The sequence below is a fragment of the Escherichia sp. E2661 genome, from assembly GCF_004745185.1.
In the GTDB taxonomy this organism is placed as follows: Bacteria; Pseudomonadota; Gammaproteobacteria; order Enterobacterales; family Enterobacteriaceae; genus Escherichia.
The window spans coordinates 210,330-228,389 of sequence record NZ_PDIG01000035.1; the positions used below are offsets into that span (position 1 = coordinate 210,330).

The window sequence follows — 18,060 nt, forward strand, 5'->3', positions numbered from 1 at the left end:
AAATCCTTTTAATCAAACAGTGATTCAATATCGTTAATCAGCTCGCTGGCGGTGATGGCATCGAGTACGGAGAACTGCGCTTCCTGTGTTGAATTACTTCCCCAGCCATAACTTTCTGCTTTGCCTTCCCATAGCCACAGCTTGCTTAAGAGTTGCTCGGCGCTCAGTTCGGCTGGCGACATACCAACTGCAAAGCCTTCATCGATTTCCATGATTAACGACCAGCGGCCCAGAGATTTGATCATCCAGCCGATCCAGCCTCCATCCTGTGGTTCACCACGCACCCAACCTTTATTCGCCAGTCCCATGACCCGACCGCTCGGGCATTTTCTGCCTGCCCAGCGGGTCAATTCGCTGGCATTGCGCTCGGTTTCTGTCAGGGCGTAACTGTTACGGTCGAGCTGGCGGAACGGCGGTAACAGTTCATAGTCGGCAAAAAGCTGCCCAAAGGCGGCGGCATCCGTCGGTGATATTTCCAGAACGTGAGGAATACCAATAGAGATATCGCCTTCCGGCAAGGTGAATAGGTCATCATCAGCGGTGCTGTAGCTGTTATCTTCCGCCACGCGGAAGCACGCCAGTAGCTGGTTTTCGGCGCTATAAACGCCCCAAATCAGACGGCGGGTTAAGTGGCGTACCAGTGGATGTTCAACCAGGAAGAGTTGAAAGTTTTCAGCCGACCAGCGGCGACGAAGGCACATGGCGGATTCCAGCCTTGCCACCTGCTGGGCAGCAACGGTACGCGCATCTTTTTTCAGCAGTTTGTAGCGGTTAACAGCGTCGTCTGCCAGTGTTTCATCATCGCTTTTATTGGGTTTAGGTAAGTCTTTCAGGCGGCTGCCGGAAACATCACGCACAAAAGGTTTTAAGGTTTCATCAAAGCTGACAGTGAACTGGCGTGGACCAAAATCCAGCAGCAGAGAACCGTTATCATCCAGACCGAGATCGGGCGCTAAGCGATCTTCAAGCTCCGCGACCGTGAGTTCGCGGCTCTCGGCAATATCGGCAATTTTCTCTTTTGCCCGCTCCTGTAATGCTTTGAATTTCAGTTTCTGGGCGATGCCGTTAAGCTGCATCAGGGCGATATCGCTGCCGATAGCAGCGAGAATATCCAACCCAACGGTGGCGCGTTTATGCTGGGATTCACCAGGCCAGGCGCGTATTAATGGCGTCAGTTTGCGGGCGGTGTCGTCGTTGCCGAGAACACCTAACGCACTGAACGCCCAGCTCTCTTTCGACGGAGCTCCCGCAGTCAGCCAGGCGGTAAACAGATCCCAGGCAAATTCAGCCAGAGAGTCAGCGGTACAGGCGTCTTTCACCTGCAATAATCCCGGATACAGCGCTTCTTCCTGAGGGAAGCGGAGCATTTCGCCGAGGTGGAGGAGGGCGCTATCTGGCAGTACCTTGCTGCTATTTTTGAGTTTCGGGCGAGTCCATAATGGAGGTTGATAAAACAACGGTAAAGGGGGGATTTTCGCCGGGTATTTACCCACAGGACTGTTGTCGTTATTTTTATTTTGAGTTTCCCAGGGCGGCGAGACTAGTACCATTGGTAGAATTTCTGAGTTTGCAAAATCTTCATTGCGACTATTCAGCAATTGCTGACATTGTTGCAATAAATTTGCCGCTTGCGACGATAATCCGATGACTAATTTTTCGACCAATAAAGGATTTGCATTAAGTAATGAAACCAGCAACGTATGTTTGCGTTTATCATCTTTTTTTACCAATGCTTCGGCTAATGCCGCTATCGTGGCAGAAGGAAAATTTTCGGCACTTTTTATTAGTCGTTCATAACAGCGTTTATTAGTATCGGCGGCTTCGATGAGTGCCGTAATGGCCAACGGATGATTAATACATTTCAGTACGTCACCGCAATTATCTTCTTCAGCATAGGGAGCCAGGCGAGCCAGTGCCGCTATACCTTGCTCCCGTAATACCGTAGCTGACCAACTGGCACCATAGGTGTTAAATACATCAATGTATTGATAGTTCTCCAGTATTTCGAGCGTGAATGGATCTGTCGCTACCAGTTTCAACATTTCAAGTTGTGGAACATCTGCGACCTGGTGTAAACGATGTACGATCTCATGGGCCACTTCGGGTATTTCTGGCATTAAAATGGCAATTAACGGTTGGCGATAGAGTGATATATCTGGTAACGCAACGAGTAATTTTGCAATGCAATTTTGCCATACTTCTTCTTCTGCTAGTGATAAATGTTTACGCAGACGTAAACTAAATTTGTCGTTATTCCTTCTATAACTGTCCTTGCTGCTATCTGCATAATTAATAAAGAAAGTCAAATGTTCATCTTTATAGTCAAAATCGAAATCAATTTGCCACCAGAAGATGACAGTTTCAGTTGCGTATTCGATACCGAAGGTGCTTACAATTTCATCCAGCAACTCGGATGAGGTTTCATCATTCCAGCCCTGACAAAAACATATTTCCAGAAAAGTAAGTACCGCCATAGTACGCGCGGGTATCTCAGTCTTTTGGGCCTTAATTAAGCTGATTGCCTGGCTAATCGCATCAGCCCATTCATCAGAGCATGAGCTGTAATCGAAAGTCAGATTTTTATAATAATGATAAGTACGATTTGCCAATCGGGAAATTAAATTTTGTTTCTCGGGTTTGGCTGGTTTTTTTACTGGCTCTCCCGGCCAAAGGCGGTGGCTGAGGGCATGGCGGGCAATATTCGGGGGAAGAATAATGGGATCGTTGTCTGCCAGCCAGGGTAAACCATTAGTTGCTGCCTGGTGATTTATTGAGGCTTTTTCCTCTGTGACCAGGACTTTCTTTGCTGAGGCATCATGTGAGTGAGCGTTAGCGTCTACTTGCTCCACATACCCCTTCTTCACCTTCTCCGTAATCAGCTTCAGTTCCGCTTTTTCCGCCGCCGCAGCATCTGCAAAGCTTTTTATCTGGCTTTGCCCGTTGGTGCCGACCTTACCCCAGTTAATATGCAGCTCGTTTCCCTGCTGCTCAACCGCCCAGAATTTATGTGATTTTTCGTCCTGATAAATATAGGTTTTCATTGCTAAATCCTTTTAATCAAACAGTGATTCGATGTCGTTAATCAGCTCGCTGGCGGTGATGTCGTCGAGTACGGAGAAAGTGAGCGAGGATTGTTTACCGTAGCGATCATCAGGCGAGGTGATTTTTACGCTTTCAACCGGTAGCTGGTCGCCATACCCCGTTTCACCATAAATTAATGAAAAAGGTTCTGTTTCAAGTTCGAGATCGCCATAAGGAGTAGATTTGCGCATCGCATAAACGCTGCCGCTTTCTTCCAGACGTTGCCAGCCTCGGCGTTCAAGCCCGACAATGCGCCCGGCCTGGCAAAGACGTCCTTGCCAGCGTGACAATTCATGGACATTACGCTCGTTATCAGCAAGGTGGTAACTACCACGATCGAGCTGTTGGAAAGGGGTAAGCAGTTCGTAATCAACGTAAATTTGCCTGAATGCAGCGGCGGATTCAGGGGAGATTTCCAGCACATGCGGAATACCGATGTTTCCTGCTGGTAACGTGAATAGCTCTTCCTGCGCATCGCTGTAAGTGCTGTCTTCTGCGACCCGGAAGCAGGCAATCAGCGTGTTTTCCTCAGTATATACTCCCCATAACAGCCGTCGGGTTAAGTGACGTACCAGCGGATGCTCCACCAGAAACAGGCGGAACTGCTCTGCCGTCCAGCGTCTGCGTTGGCACATAGCCTGCTCCAGACGATCAATCTGCTGGCTGGCTATGGCTCGCGCATCTTTCTTCAATTGTTTAAAGAGGTTAACGGCGTCAGTTGCCAGTGTTTTATCATCGCTCTGGTTTGGTTTAGGTAAATCTTTCAGGACTTTGCCGTTTGCGTCGCGAACCACGGGTTTCAAGGTTTCGTCAAAACCAACGGTAAATTGACGTGGGCCGAAATCCAGTGTCAGCGAGCCACTGCTATCAAGTCCTAAATCCGGTGCCAGGCGGTCTTCCAGTTCAGCCATAGTCAGCCCACGGTTTTCAGCGACCATGCTGATTTTGTCACTCGCATGTTCCTGCAATGCGGCAAATTTAATTTTTTGCGCAATGCCATTAAGCAGCATCAGCGCAATATCACTACCGATACTGGCTAACACATCCAGCCCGTAAACCGCGCGTTTATGCTGGGATTCACCCGGCCATGCGCGGATGAGCGGGGTTAATTTACGCGCGGTGTCGTCATTGCCTAAAATCCCAAGCGAAGTAAATGCCCAGTTTTCTTTTGCGGGTGCGCCAGCTTCTGTCCAGGCGGTATACAGATCCCAGCCAAAGTCAGCCAGTGATTCGCGGGTGAAGGTTTCTTTGATGATCGCAAGCCCTGCGTAGGGGGTAATGTCGCGAGGAAAGCTCAACATTGTGCCGAGGTGGCGCATAGCGTCATCTGGCAGAGGCAGGTTGTTACTTTTAAGCCGAGGTCTGCGCCATAAGGTGAACTGATAAAAGCCGGGCAGTGGGGCGATTTTAGCGGGATATTCTTCCAGTGGGTCGCTATCAAATAATGTTGCCAGCGCAGCTAAAACATCAGGTTGGTTATACCCCCGGGCGATTTCTTCAATCGTTTCTCGCTGGTTTAAATTCACCAGCAGACGAAGCGCCTGGCGGGCACAATCACGATCTTTTCCTTTTTTGCCCAAGGCCACAGGAAGTAGCCCGGCGGCAGCATGGCGCGGGTAGTCAGTTAGCCAGTTTCGCGCATCTTCATAAGACATTTTTTTTCTGTAGCTGTTGCGCCATCGGTAAGGCCAGTTCACTGACACCGAGGAAGAAGGTGAAGAAGCACAGGCGTCGTGGATTACGTTGCAGACAGGTCATAAATGCAGGTATGGCGGCGCGACCAAAAATTGCCAGAATATTTTCCTCACCAGAGTAGTTATCTTCTTTGACTATCTGGTTAAGAAAAGAAATGGCCTGTTGACCAGGCAGGTAACAGAGGGCAATGAGATTCCAGCTTTTATATGCATTGTCATGGTATTGCGCAAATTCAGCATTGAGTGCTGGAAAATCGAAGCGTAGCAGGGCATCAACGGCACTTTGTGGCGCCGGAATTTTTTCGTATATTTTTTCTCCGCCCTCCCGCCATTTGTCAAAACCAAGACACCACAGAATTTGCTGTTCTGGTGTGAGGGGGACTATGTGTGTCTCCCAGCTTGCTTTTTCCATCGGCGGCAGGTCGGTAAACAATGTCTGTTTTGTTGCCTGCTGTTGGGCTATTTGCTGGAAGCGGGTGACAAGGTATGTACGGGTTAGTTTTTTGGCAATCTCTGGAGTGATATCCGAAACAGAAGGAACTGGAAGCACAGGAAGATCAAACACTGGCGTATTTTTCTTTTTCTCTTTGGTTATCCAGGGCGGCGAAACAAATAACTCCGGCAACATATCCGTAGTGGCGTAATCACATTCTTCAGCTACTGGCTGCGGACGACATTCAGATAAGATGCCGGCGGCTTTAGCATTAACCCAGGAAATGACGTCGCATACTAACTCTGGTGTGACGGTAACCAGTTTGACAAGCGCTTTACGCCACTCTTTATCTTCATGTATTGCCAGCAAAGTAGCATAAGCCGCAATAGCCGCAGCGGGATGTTTCTGACAGGCTTTGCTTAAGTATTCCAGGTGCTTTTTCTTGCCAATTACACCGAGGATCAGAATTTGAATCGCATCCGGGTGATTCGTTTTCCATAGCCATTTGACAAGATCTTCAGTCTCGCTAATGCGCTCGAAGAGATAAGTGGGATTGTCAGAATGCTCTTCCGTAAACTCAGTAAGTATACGGCCTGCACCGCGAATTCCATTATTTGCCAGCAACATTGCCAGATAAGCGCGAAAATCACGATGTAATGGCGGGAAGTCGTATTTTTCCGCTGTAGTCAGAGCGGTATCATCGGTTACCACCAGTCTTAACCAGGTCATCGCCGGAACGTTTTGATCTGCATAACGTAGCGCCATAGCATTGGCGATATCCGGGCGTTCAGGGATCAATAACGCCGCAAAAGGTTGCCGTGCGGGGGAGAGCGAGGGAATAGCCGCAAGTACTTTATCTACACAGCGTTGCCACTCATTTTCTGAAGCGAGTGAAAGATGATGACAGAGACGTTGATGCCAACTCGGTAGCGATTCTGCTTCGTGATTAGGTGGAATGATGGTGGTTACTGCACCTTTTACTGGTTTATACCTAAGTTGAAGAGCGAGAAGGGCGATTTCAACGGCACTTTCCAGACCACAGCGAATGACTAAGTCATCGACCAGTTCATCTGTAGAGTAAGAGTTCCAAAAACTCCAGAGCAATGCTGCATCAGATTGCGCACTCCCTGTCTGTTGATTACCCTGAACTCGCATTTGTAACTCAGCAAAAGCCTGCTGCCAGTTTTCTGGATAAGAACGGTATCTGTTGTCGGGGTCATATGCCCTGGTGTTATTCGCAATGCGCTTCCATATTTGACTATCTTTGTGCAGATAGTTGATCTCTCTGGGGCGAGAGCGATGAGGAAAAGCAAATCGATTAATATCGTCAGTGACCGGAATGACTGCATCATCAGCCAGCCATGGGCGTTTATTTTGACTCACAGGGGGAGTTTTAACTTCAGGAGTGGCTTTGGTGACTGGAGGGATATATACGTTTGCCGAATCGCCTTCCACATAGCCTTTTTTCGTTTTCTCTGCGATAAGCTTTAGTTCCGCTTTTGCCGCCGCAGCAGCATCAGCAAAACTTTTTACCTGGCTTTGCCCGTTGGTGCCGACTTTGCCCCAACTGATATGCAACTCGTTGCCTTGCTGCTCCACCGCCCAGAATTTATGTGATTTTTCGTCCTGATAGATAAAGTGTCTCATTCTGCATCCCTGTAATTTTATCCAGTTGAATGCAGATGCTACCAGTATTTATGCGGGTTAGAGAGAGACAAAATCGCAAGAAAACAACTTTAGGAATTTATAAAGAAAAGGCGCTGTCGATGCAGCGCCTTGAAGGGGGATTATTTCACCTGATGGCCTGGTTTAGCACCAGCATCCGGGCTTAGCAGGAAGATATCTTTCCCGCCAGGACCGGCAGCCATCACCATGCCTTCAGAGATACCAAAGCGCATTTTACGCGGCGCCAGGTTAGCCACCATAATGGTGTGACGACCAATCAGTGCCTGCGGATCCGGGTAAGCAGAACGAATGCCGGAGAAGACATTACGTTTTTCGCCGCCGAGATCCAGCGTCAGGCGCAGCAGTTTGTCAGAACCTTCAACAAACTCTGCGTTTTCAATCAGCGCCACGCGCAGGTCAACTTTGGCGAAGTCGTCAAAGGTGATGGTTTCCTGAATCGGATCATCTGCCAGCGGGCCAGTAACTGGTGCAGCAGTGGCTTTTACTTCCTCTTTGGATGCTTCCACCAGTGCTTCAACCTGTTTCATGTCGATGCGGTTATACAGCGCCTTGAACGGATTCACTTTATGGCCAAGCAGCGGTAGCTGGATACCATCCCAGGTCAGTTCCGTATTCAGGAATGCTTCCGCACGCTCGGTCAGTTTCGGCAGTACCGGCTTCAGGTAAGTCATCAGCACGCGGAACAGGTTGATGCCCATTGAGCAAATCGCCTGCAGGTCAGCATCGCGACCTTCCTGTTTTGCGACTACCCACGGAGCCTGTTCATCGACATAGCGGTTAGCCAGGTCAGCCAGTGCCATGATTTCGCGCACTGCTTTACCAAATTCACGGCTTTCCCACGCTTCGCCAATCACTTCAGCGGCATCGGTAAAGGTTTTGTACAGCTCAGGGTCAGCCAGCTCGCTTGCCAGCACACCGTCAAAACGCTTGTTGATAAAGCCCGCATTACGGGAGGCCAGGTTAACCACTTTATTAACGATATCGGCATTCACACGCTGAACGAAATCTTCCAGGTTGAGATCGATATCATCAATGCGCGAAGAGAGTTTCGCAGTGTAGTAGTAACGCAGGCTGTCGGCGTCAAAATGATTCAGCCAGGTGCTGGCTTTAATAAAGGTGCCGCGAGACTTGGACATTTTCGCGCCGTTCACCGTCACATAGCCGTGAACAAACAGGTTGGTCGGCTTGCGGAAGTTGCTACCTTCCAGCATGGCAGGCCAGAACAGGCTGTGGAAGTAAACAATATCTTTGCCGATGAAGTGGTACAGCTCAGCGGTGGAATCTTTCTTCCAGTATTCATCGAAGCTTACGCTGTCGCCGCGCTTGTCGCACAGATTCTTGAATGAACCCATATAGCCAATCGGCGCGTCCAGCCAGACGTAGAAATATTTGCCCGGCGCGTTCGGAATTTCAAAACCGAAGTACGGCGCGTCGCGGGAGATATCCCACTGTTGCAGGCCGGATTCAAACCACTCCTGCATTTTATTTGCCACTTGCTCCTGCAACGCACCGCTGCGGGTCCATGCCTGCAACATTTCGCTGAAAGAAGGCAGATCAAAGAAGAAGTGTTCGGAATCACGCATTACCGGCGTAGCGCCAGAAACCACCGATTTCGGTTCGATCAATTCCGTCGGGCTATATGTTGCGCCGCAGACTTCACAGTTATCGCCATATTGATCAGGTGCTTTACATTTCGGGCAGGTGCCTTTCACAAAACGGTCCGGCAGGAACATGCCTTTTTCCGGATCGTACAACTGAGAGATGGTGCGGTTTTTAATAAAACCGTTCTCTTTCAGGCGGCTGTATATAAGCTCTGACAGCTGACGGTTCTCTTCGCTGTGCGTAGAGTGGTAATTGTCGTAGCTAATGTTAAAGCCTGCGAAATCAGTCTGATGCTCCTGACTCATTTCGCCAATCATCTGCTCCGGTGTGATACCAAGCTGCTGGGCTTTCAGCATGATTGGCGTACCGTGGGCATCATCGGCGCAGATGAAGTTGACCTCGTGGCCGCGCATTCGCTGGTAACGGACCCAGACATCAGCCTGGATGTGCTCCAGCATATGGCCGAGGTGGATTGAGCCGTTGGCGTACGGCAGTGCGCACGTTACCAGAATTTTCTTCGCGACTTGAGTCATAGTAGGCATTACTTCTTTGTAGTGAAAAGGGCTTAGATAGTACCAAATGGGGCATGGTTACGTAAGTCCTGTGCAAGCATCTTATGATGCATTATTAGGTAAGTACTTAGCTGTTAACTTCAGGTAAACTAATAGCGATAAGTTATCTTAATAAATAAGGAGTCGGGATGAACGAACAATCCCAGGCCAAATCACCAGAAGCCCTGCGCGCAATGGTCGCCGGGACACTGGCCAATTTTCAGCACCCAACCCTCAAGCATAACCTCACTACGCTAAAAGCGTTGCACCATGTTGCCTGGATGGACGACACGTTGCATGTGGAACTGGTTATGCCGTTTGTCTGGCATAGTGCGTTCGAAGATTTAAAAGAGCAATGTAGCGCCGAATTGCTGCGTATCACTGGGGCGAAAGCTATCGACTGGAAACTGTCACATAACATTGCCACTCTGAAACGAGTGAAGAATCAGCCGGGTATTAACGGCGTGAAGAACATCATTGCGGTCAGTTCCGGCAAAGGCGGCGTGGGTAAATCCTCCACGGCGGTAAACCTGGCGCTGGCGCTGGCGGCGGAAGGGGCGAAAGTGGGCATTCTGGATGCCGATATCTACGGCCCGTCAATCCCCACCATGCTGGGGGCAGAAAATCAGCGTCCAACTTCGCCGGACGGTACCCATATGGCACCGATTATGTCTCATGGCCTGGCAACCAACTCAATTGGTTATCTGGTCACTGACGACAATGCGATGGTGTGGCGTGGCCCGATGGCGAGCAAGGCGTTAATGCAGATGTTGCAGGAAACCTTGTGGCCAGACCTCGACTATCTGGTGCTCGACATGCCGCCAGGAACTGGTGACATTCAGCTGACACTGGCACAAAACATTCCAGTAACCGGTGCTGTCGTGGTCACCACCCCGCAGGACATCGCGCTGATTGATGCCAAAAAAGGCATCGTGATGTTTGAAAAGGTCGAAGTTCCGGTGCTCGGTATTGTCGAGAACATGAGTGTGCATATTTGCAGTAACTGTGGTCACCATGAGCCGATTTTCGGCACTGGCGGCGCAGAGAAACTGGCAGAGAAATACCACACGCAACTGCTGGGGCAGATGCCGTTACACATCTCCTTACGCGAAGATCTCGATAAAGGCACGCCAACGGTTATCAGCCGTCCGGAGAGCGAATTTACCGCTATCTACCGCCAGCTGGCAGACCGTGTTGCAGCCCAACTCTACTGGCAGGGCGAAGTCATCCCTGGCGAGATTGCCTTTCGCGCCGTATAACGCGTATTAACCTTTCTGGTTATTCTTCATTCACCGCATCAATGTTAAATTGATGCGGTGAATTTTTTTGCAGCTTTAATAACCCCTTTTTTAATGCTGCGAATATTCAGTGGATCTTAGTCCGAAACTGTACAAAGGCGATTGATTGTGCAAACACTGTCTCTTTATCATCCCTCGTGGCTGTGTAGCGGATGTACAGCTATAGTTTGTTATGCACTCAATCTACCCGGCATAACCTTTACTACAGGGATAACGTTCAATGAATAAGTATTGGTTGTCAGGAGTTTTTTTTTCTTGCTTATGGACTAGCATCACCCGCGTTCTCTTCTGATACTGCAACATTAACCATCAATGGCAGGATTAGTTCCCCTACATGCAGTATGGATGTTGTTAATAATCATCTTCAGCAACGTTGTGGGCGGTTGCTACAACGAGTTGAAACCAACTATCGCGCTTCTTCTACTGCAAAAGGCGTTACGACAGAAGTGGTTGCTGTGGGTAATAATGACAAACGCAAAATCGTGTTAAATCGTTACGATTAATTTGGCAACACCGTTTTAAGCATATTTAGAAAGCCAAAATCATTCTCGTGAATGATTTTGGCTTTTTTTTTATTTAATAAATGTTATTTACGGTAATTTTCGGTAATCAATCAGTTTCAAATATGTTTGTTATATGGAATTATTTGTTGTAATTATATTGCATTAGTTAATTTGTCTTAAATCAATAAAACAATATGTTTGCATTGAAGCAACCTTTTTGGTGTGAGAAATTTGTTTCCAAGAGATACAGACTCTTAACAAAACAAAATAAACCTATTAAGGAACACATTATGAAACGTTCAATTATTGCTGCCGCTGTCTTGTCCTCTGTATTTATGAGTGCTGGTGTATTTGCTGAAGACGTCGACACCGGAACTTTAACCATTAAAGGAAATATTGCTGAATCTCCATGTACATTTGTTGCTGGTGGTGATTCAGTCAGTATTAATATGCCGACTGTACCAACCACTGTATTTGATGGTAAAGCGAAATATTCAACTTATGATGATGCGGTTGGTGTAACCAGCAGTATGCTGAAAATTACTTGTCCGAAGACTATTGATGGCGTAAAACTTTCATTGATCACCAACGAGAAAATTCTTGGTAATGATAAGGCAATATCCAGTAGTAATGACACAGTTGGATACTATCTCTATTTGGGTGATAGCAGTGAAGTACTGGATATTTCCGCACCGTTTAATATTGAAAGTTATAAAACTGCTGATGGACAATATGCCATACCGTTTAAGGCAAAATATCTGAAGTTGACTGACAGTAATGTTGCATCTGGTACTGTTAACTCTTCATTGGTTATGCGTGTTGCCCAGGATTAAACATTTAAAATAATCACCTTATTTTTTCAGCAACTTAAAATGGCCGCCATATTCATGGCGGTCAGCATAAATATAAGAGGCATTAAGATGAAAGGATTATTATCTTTACTCATCTCTTCTATGATATTTCCTGTGCATGCCGGAATGGTTATTTTCGGGACACGTATCATTTACCCGGCAGAGCAGAAAGAAGTCATGGTACAACTGATGAATCAGGGAAACCGCTCTTCGCTGGTGCAGGTATGGATTGATGATGGTGACACGTCTCTGCCGCCAGAAAAGATTCAGGTTCCTTTCATGTTAACGCCACCAGTAGTGAAAGTAGCGGCCAATTCTGGGCAACAAATAAAAATTAAAATCATGCCTAATAAATTACCTGTTAATAAGGAGAGTATTTTCTATCTAAACGTTCTGGATATTCCACCGAATAGCCCAGAAGATGAAGGAAAGAATGCGTTAAAATTTGCCATGCAAAACAGAATCAAGTTGTTTTACCGACCTGCAGGTGTTGCCCCAGTAAATAAAACGACCTTTAAAAAAATTGCGGGTGAGTCGTAGCGGTAATAACGTAGTCATAAAAAATGACTCGCCAAATTGGGTAACGATTTCTGACGTTAAGGCTAATAACGTCAAAGTGAATTATGAAACTATCATGATTGCACCACTAGAAAGTCAGAATGTCAGTGTAAAAAATAATAATACGGATGGCTGGCAACTGACCATTATCGATGATCACGGCAACTATATTAGTGACAAAATTTAATCGCAGGAGCTTCCTATGTTGAGAATGACCCCGCTTGCATCAGCAATAGTCGCGTTATTGCTCGGCATTGAAGCACATGCAACAGAAGAAACCTTTGACACCCATTTTATGATGGGAGGAATGAAAGGTGAGCAAGTAACAAATTTGCGTCTTGATGATAATCAGCCTTTACCCGGCCAGTACGACATTGATATTTATGTCAATAAGCAATGGCGTGGAAAATATGAGATTATCGTAAAAGATAACCCAGATGAAACTTGCCTGACGCGTGAAATTGTAAAGCGGTTAGGTATAAATAGCGATAATTTGGCACGCGACAAACAATGCTTAACATTTGAGCAACTTGTACAGGGTGGAAGTTACGCCTGGGATATTGGAATTTTTCGTTTGGATCTTGCTGTCCCGCAAGCCTGGGTCGAAGAACTGGAAAATGGTTACGTTCCGCCAGAAAACTGGGAACGGGGAGTTAATGCGTTTTATACGTCTTATTACGTAAGTCAGTATTACAGTGACTATAAAGCCTCGGGTAATAGTAAGAGTACCTATGTGAGTTTTAACAGTGGGCTAAATTTGCTGGGATGGCAGCTGCATTCTGATGCCAGTTTTAGCAAAACGGATAATAATCCAGGGGAGTGGAAAAGCAACACACTGTATCTGGAGCGTGGATTTTCTCAAATTCTCGGTACGCTGCGTATTGGTGATATGTACACATCAGCCGATATATTTGATTCCGTTCGCTTCAGCGGAGTTCGGTTATTTCGTGATATGCAGATGTTGCCAAACTCGAAGCAAAATTTTACCCCGCGGGTACAGGGGATTGCCCAGAGTAACGCGTTGGTAACTATTGAACAGAACGGTTTTGTCGTTTATCAGAAAGAGGTTCCACCAGGTCCGTTTTCGATTAGTGATTTGCAGTTAGCGGGCGGAGGTGCGGATCTTGATGTGAGTGTTAAGGAAGCCGATGGTTCAGTTACTACATATCTGGTGCCTTATGCGGCAGTACCTAATATGTTGCAACCTGGCGTATCAAAATATGATTTTGCAGCGGGCCGTAGTCATATTGAAGGTGCGAGCAAGCAAAGTGATTTTGTCCAGGCAGGTTATCAGTATGGTTTTAATAACTTATTGACGCTGTATGGCGGCACGATGGTTGCTAATAATTACTACGCGTTTACCCTGGGAACAGGCTGGAACACGTGCATTGGCGCAATTTCAGTCGATGCAACTAAATCGCACAGTAAGCAAGACAATGGTGATGTATTTGACGGACACAGTTATCAAATTGCTTATAACAAATTTTTGAGCCAAACATCGACACGTTTTGGTCTGGCGGCCTGGCGTTATTCGTCGCGTGATTACCGCACGTTTAACGATTATGTGTGGGCAAATAATAAAGATAATTATCGTCGTGATAAAAACGATGTCTATGACATTGCCGATTATTACCAGAATGATTTTGGTCGCAAAAATAGCTTTTCCGCCAATATGAGTCAGTCAATGCCAGAAGGCTGGGGATCTGTGTCATTAAGTACTTTATGGCGTGATTACTGGGGGCGCAGTGGCAGTAGTAAAGATTATCAACTGAGTTATTCCAATAACTGGCAACGGATAAGCTATACCCTCGCGGCAAGTCAGGCGTATGACGAGAATCATCATGAAGAGAAACGTTTTAATATTTTTATATCAATTCCCTTTGATTGGGGTGATGACGTTACGACGCCTCGTCGGCAAATATATATGTCTAACTCAACGACGTTTGATGATCAGGGTTTTGCCTCAAATAATACGGGATTATCAGGAACAATAGGGAGTCGGGATCAGTTCAATTATGGTGTCAACCTGAGTCATCAACATCAGGGAAATGAAACGACAGCTGGAGCGAATTTAACCTGGAACGCGCCGGTGGCAACAGTGAATAGCAGCTATAGTCAGTCGAGTACTTATCGACAGGCTGGAGCCAGTGTTTCAGGGGGCATCGTCGCCTGGTCGGGTGGCGTTAATCTGGCGAACCGTCTTTCCGAAACGTTTGCTGTGATGAATGCGCCAGGAATTAAAGATGCTTATGTCAATGGGCAAAAATATCGCACAACAAACCGTAATGGAGTGGTGGTATACGACGGAATGACACCTTATCGGGAAAATCACCTGATGCTGGATGTGTCGCAAAGCGATAGCGAAGCAGAATTACGCGGTAACCGGAAAATTGCCGCACCTTATCGCGGCGCGGTTGTACTGGTTGATTTTGATACCGATCAGCGCAAGCCCTGGTTTATAAAAGCGTCAAGAGCGGATGGGCAACCATTAACGTTTGGTTATGAAGTCAATGATATCCATGGTCATAATATTGGTGTTGTCGGCCAGGGAAGCCAGTTATTTATTCGCACCAATGAAGTACCGCCAGCGGTTAATGTGGCAATTGATAAGCAACAAGGGCTTTCATGCATAATCACCTTCGATAAAGAGATTGATGAAAGTAAAAATTATATCTGTCGGTGAGAGGTGGAATATGATTTTCAGAAATGGAATGTTACTAATTTTTATTTTATGGGCTAATTTTACCTGGGCTGGATGTCGTACCACTGCATCATTAAATATTACTGATAGTATTAATGTGGGGGAGATTTTAGCGAATGAGGTTTCCTTTAGTAAAAGTGTTGTGTTTACTGGGATATCTTGTGATACGAGCACGGATAAAATAGTCTATAAAAATATCCAAAGTGATTGGGTTGAAGTCGGGCCTTTTGGTAATGGCGAAAAGTTAAAGGTTAAAATTGAGTCTTTAGGTAAAACCAGTGACACGATTGGGAAATCCAGCAATGCGCAGGCAGTATTACCCTATGTGGTTAAAATATCTAAAGGCACACCTGATTTTACTGGAGAAAGAAAACCTACCTGGTTTCTTTCAGATACTGTGATTGCAAATATTGGCGGTGAGTCATCTTCATCCATTGACTTTTGGTTGAGCATTTGTAAGACATTGAAGATTAACTGGTGTGTAAGTTATCTCACCAGTAAACTGGCGGGGGATACATTTACGCTTGGATTAAGTATTTCCTATTATCCTAAAAAATACGACCTGTAAGCCTGAAAACACAATAATAAAAGTAGATGATATTGCCTTGTCCCAACTCAGAAGTCAGGGAAAGATTACGGCGAACAGTAAGGAAGGAATAATTACGTTGAAATGTGATAATCTTTTCGGCGACACAAAACAAGCATCGCGGAATATGGTCGTATATCTTTCCAGTAGTGACTTAGTTACAGGAAGCAATACAATTTTGCGCGGCAACATAGATAATGGTGTAGGATTTGTGTTGGATCTAAAAGAACCACCCAAAGGGACTGAAGCAGCCATCAAAATTTCTGCTAGCGGCGATCAGGGCGCGGCGACATCATTATGGAAAACAGATAAACCCGGGGCTTCTTTAAATAGTAATATTATTAATATACCTGTCCTGGCCAGTTACTATGTTTATGATAAAAATAAAGTAAAATCTGGCGCACTACAGGCAACCGCATTAATCAACGTGAAATACGACTAATAACAAGTAAGACGTGCAAGTGGCTAATAATAAAAAATAATAAGGTGTCTGCATTTCCCCCTCTCTCCGAGGGGGCTTTTTTTAGCGATGATAAAAAATCTCACCGTCGTAGGCTTTAATGATTTTTCCGTCGGTATCATTGATCAGCACATATGCACCGCCCATATAGGTCCAGTGGGTTCCGGCGTCAGGTGCGGGCAAGTTACGCAACTGCCACTGCTTAATGTTGTATTCATCGGTACGGTACATTTCTGGTACGGTGTCACCTGGTTTGAAATGCTTGAAGTCAGCAATGAAACTGCTTAACTCATACTTCGAAATTCCCGAGGCATTGGTCGAACCCGCGGTGGCTGGTGCGGCCCATGCTGCGCTGGTTATCAGCAAAAGCGCACCCAGCAACATCTTATTTTTTATGGTCATATACTCTCCACTTTGGGGATCAGTAAAATCAGTCGCATATCTTTCCTGCCATACAATATAACCGACAAGAGATATTTTGTTAGTGATCCCATGATTTCGTAAAAAGTGTAAATGAAAGGATGCAGCAAAAGCATCCTCATTGAGCGAGAAGTGAGCGGAATAAGCTGATTTAAGAATCATCCTGGGCTAAAGGGATAACGAATCCCAGATGATTGTTTTATCTCATAATACCCATAAAACCATGCACTCCCATATACAACCCGACTAAACCAATCAACAGACTGGAAAAATAGGGGGCGCGTTTAGCGAGCGTGTTAAATCCGCTCCAGCGTTTTGCAACCTGCTGAACACTGATTGCTGCGCCAACGCCTACGGTGACCAGCGTTAATGCCAGGCCGATGCTGAAACTGACGACCAGAGTTGCACCCAATGTGAGGGCTTTCAACTGAATACAAATCAACAACACTGTTATTGCCGCAGGGCAGGGGATAAGCCCGCCGGTTAAGCCAAACAGCAAAATTTGCCAGTTGGTGACCTCTCTACCATCAAAGCGTCGTTTAATGTCACTGGCATGGGCCAGCGCATGAGCATCCTGATACTCGTCGCTCTGGTCATGTTCGTGATGATGATCATGCTCGTGGTTGTGGTCGTGATGATGGTCATGATGGTGGTGCTCATGCATATTCTCCAGCCAGTTTTGTTCACCTCGCCAGGTGCGCCAGAACATCCAGAACGCGGTGCCAATAATGATCACCGCGGAAATCAACTGAAGCCACGGCTCCGCTGACTGTGCAGTAAAGCGTTTGCTGATCACCATCCCACCAAAAGCAATCAACCAGACTACTGCCGTATGCGAAATGGTTGCCGCCAGTCCAAGCATCACCGCCTGTTTAATGGTGCCTTTAATGGCGATGATAAACGCCGCCATCATCGTTTTTGAGTGTCCTGGCTCCAGACCATGTAGTGCACCAAGTAAGATGGCGCTGGGGATGAAAAACCAGGCGTTTCCTTGCTGAAGAAGAGTTGTAAATTCGGTCATGATAATAATTCTTAGTATTAAGTCGGCGGCCTGATTCTACTCCCCCCCAGTACATTATACTACCCCCCAGTAGATTAATAGTGCTATGATTTTCCATGATCTTGTTAACCAGGTGTTGCCATGTCTCATACCATCCGTGATAAACAGAAACTGAAAGCGCGTGCCAGTAAGATTCAGGGACAGGTTGTTGCGCTCAAGAAAATGCTCGACGAGCCGCACGAATGTGCTGCCGTACTACAACAGATTGCCGCTATCCGTGGTGCGGTAAACGGCTTGATGCGAGAAGTGATTAAAGGCCATCTGACGGAACACATTGTTCATCAGGGCGATGAATTAAAGCGTGAAGAAGATCTGGATGTTGTTCTGAAGGTGCTGGATTCATATATCAAATAATTTATTAACGCGATTGTAAAACTGCCGTTTTTCCTCGTTTACAACGCGTGCGCTGGACATTACCATCCTCCTCTGCGATTTATCATCGCAACCAAACGACTCGGGGTGCCCTTCTGCGTGAAGGCTGAGAAATACCCGTATCACCTGATCTGGATAATGCCAGCGTAGTCCTGGCGATTATCAAAGATATAAATCAAAGACTTGCACAATTTTTTCTCTTCA

The 18,060-nt window shown here is 46.5% G+C and carries 9 protein-coding genes, 4 pseudogenes and 1 riboswitch; of the genes and pseudogenes, 7 read left to right on the plus strand and 6 right to left on the minus strand.

The genetic code is table 11. The annotated features are described in order from the left end of the window. Positions 1 to 8: 8 nt before the first annotated feature. From CRI63_RS18135 to metG, 4 genes and pseudogenes are all read right to left on the minus strand, one after another. Positions 9 to 3,041: a WGR and DUF4132 domain-containing protein gene (locus CRI63_RS18135; RefSeq protein ID WP_135520310.1), complete on the minus strand. Its 3,033-nt coding sequence runs from the start codon at positions 3,039 to 3,041 to the stop codon at positions 9 to 11. Positions 3,042 to 3,053: 12 nt separating this feature from the next. Next, a pseudogene (locus CRI63_RS24855) lies at positions 3,054 to 4,130 on the minus strand (DUF4132 domain-containing protein); the annotation flags it as partial. A 595-nt stretch (positions 4,131 to 4,725) separates the two neighbouring features. Beyond that, positions 4,726 to 6,855, minus strand: coding sequence for a WGR domain-containing protein (locus CRI63_RS24860; RefSeq protein ID WP_346763495.1), 2,130 nt, complete (start codon positions 6,853 to 6,855; stop codon positions 4,726 to 4,728). Between the two features lie 140 nt (positions 6,856 to 6,995). Next, complete coding sequence (gene metG / locus CRI63_RS18145) at positions 6,996 to 9,029, minus strand: methionine--tRNA ligase (RefSeq protein WP_130221853.1); 2,034 nt, start codon at positions 9,027 to 9,029, stop codon at positions 6,996 to 6,998. Between the two features lie 167 nt (positions 9,030 to 9,196). Between metG and apbC the strand changes: the two genes are divergently transcribed. From apbC to CRI63_RS18175, 6 genes and pseudogenes are all read left to right on the plus strand, one after another. Further along, positions 9,197 to 10,306 carry an iron-sulfur cluster carrier protein ApbC gene (apbC, locus tag CRI63_RS18150; protein WP_130217182.1) on the plus strand — a complete coding sequence of 370 codons (1,110 nt, stop codon included), beginning with the start codon at positions 9,197 to 9,199 and terminating at the stop codon, positions 10,304 to 10,306. Positions 10,307 to 10,565: 259 nt separating this feature from the next. Next, positions 10,566 to 10,848 (plus strand): annotated as a pseudogene (locus tag CRI63_RS18155) (DUF2574 family protein). 290 nt (positions 10,849 to 11,138) lie between these two features. Next, entirely contained in the window at positions 11,139 to 11,681 is a 543-nt protein-coding gene (locus tag CRI63_RS18160) for a fimbrial protein (RefSeq protein WP_135520312.1), read from the plus strand. A gap of 87 nt (positions 11,682 to 11,768) precedes the next feature. Then, positions 11,769 to 12,444, plus strand: a pseudogene (locus CRI63_RS18165) (fimbria/pilus periplasmic chaperone). A 15-nt stretch (positions 12,445 to 12,459) separates the two neighbouring features. Further along, complete coding sequence (locus tag CRI63_RS18170) at positions 12,460 to 14,940, plus strand: fimbrial biogenesis outer membrane usher protein (protein ID WP_135520314.1); 2,481 nt, start codon at positions 12,460 to 12,462, stop codon at positions 14,938 to 14,940. 10 nt (positions 14,941 to 14,950) lie between these two features. Beyond that, a pseudogene (locus CRI63_RS18175) lies at positions 14,951 to 15,986 on the plus strand (fimbrial protein). 81 nt (positions 15,987 to 16,067) lie between these two features. Here the strand turns inward: CRI63_RS18175 and rcnB are convergent. Both rcnB and CRI63_RS18185 read right to left on the minus strand, forming a co-directional pair. Then, positions 16,068 to 16,406, minus strand: a complete 339-nt coding sequence (gene rcnB, locus CRI63_RS18180; protein WP_131161432.1) for a Ni(II)/Co(II) efflux transporter accessory subunit RcnB — start codon at positions 16,404 to 16,406, stop codon at positions 16,068 to 16,070. Positions 16,407 to 16,623: 217 nt separating this feature from the next. Next, positions 16,624 to 17,445, minus strand: a complete 822-nt coding sequence (locus CRI63_RS18185) for a nickel/cobalt efflux protein RcnA (protein WP_130221851.1) — start codon at positions 17,443 to 17,445, stop codon at positions 16,624 to 16,626. A 120-nt stretch (positions 17,446 to 17,565) separates the two neighbouring features. Here CRI63_RS18185 and rcnR point away from each other — a divergent pair, with 120 nt between their 5' ends. Then, positions 17,566 to 17,838, plus strand: a complete 273-nt coding sequence (rcnR, locus tag CRI63_RS18190) for a Ni(II)/Co(II)-binding transcriptional repressor RcnR (protein WP_000019944.1) — start codon at positions 17,566 to 17,568, stop codon at positions 17,836 to 17,838. A 91-nt stretch (positions 17,839 to 17,929) separates the two neighbouring features. Beyond that, a riboswitch (TPP riboswitch) is annotated at positions 17,930 to 18,026 on the plus strand. The last annotated feature ends 34 nt before the right edge of the window (positions 18,027 to 18,060 follow it).